At 37.8% G+C, this 892-nt stretch carries 1 protein-coding gene; it reads left to right on the top strand.

The window, feature by feature from the left end:
• A partial coding sequence (locus ACR65M_RS26965; RefSeq protein WP_440274954.1) for an IS3 family transposase occupies positions 1–816 on the top strand: 816 nt, incomplete at its 5' end.
• Positions 817–892: the final 76 nt, after the last annotated feature.

Below are 892 nucleotides of genomic sequence, written 5' to 3'. Positions count from 1 at the left end.
TGCAGCGTTCTGGGAGTTTCCAAAAGTGGATACTTTAAATGGCTAAAACGACCTAAAAGTGATAGGCAGAAAAAACATGAGAAATTATCACAAGAAATTCTTCAAACCCACCTAGAATTTAAACAGCGTTATGGCAGTGTTAAAATTACTAAAACCCTTAATAAACGTGGTGTGGAGGTTAGTGAGCGTACAGTCTCACGCATTATGACTAAGAACCAGTGGAAATCTTGTACCGTCAAAAAATACAAGGCTACAACTAATTCGAAGCATAAGCATCCGGTAAGTGAAAACGTATTAGATCGACAGTTTAAAGCTTCTAAACCAAACCAGTTGTGGGTCACTGATATCACTTATATTCCAACCGATGAAGGTTGGTTGTATTTGGCGAGCGTAATGGACTTGTATTCTCGTAAAATAGTAGGTTGGGCTATGGATAAAACCATGCCAAAGGAATTAGTAATCTCTGCATTAAAAATGGCTTACAAACGCCAAAAGCCAGGAAAAGGAGTCATCCATCACTCAGACCGGGGTGTTCAATATGCATCCTATGAGTATCAGAATCTATTAAAAAAATACGAAATGATCGGCAGCATGAGCCGAAAAGGAAACTGTTACGACAATGCTTGTATCGAGTCCTTTCACGGTATTCTTAAACGTGAGCTTGTTTATCAATCGAAATATAGTACGAGGGAAGAAGCGAAAAAGTCATTATTTGAATACATCGAGTTCTTCTACAATTCCAAGCGGATCCATTCGACCTTGGATTACTTTACACCGAATGAATTTGAGTGTATGTATGGAAAAAATGCAGCTTAATTTTTCCTTCATAAAAAAGTTTAAATCGCTCTTATTTAAACTTTTTTATGAAGGCTACCAAGCGAAAGCGCGGTAG

The sequence above is a fragment of the Ferdinandcohnia sp. SAFN-114 genome, assembly GCF_059415045.1.
Note: the sequence above shows the minus strand (reverse complement) of the source record. Positions and strands in the feature narration are given on the sequence as shown.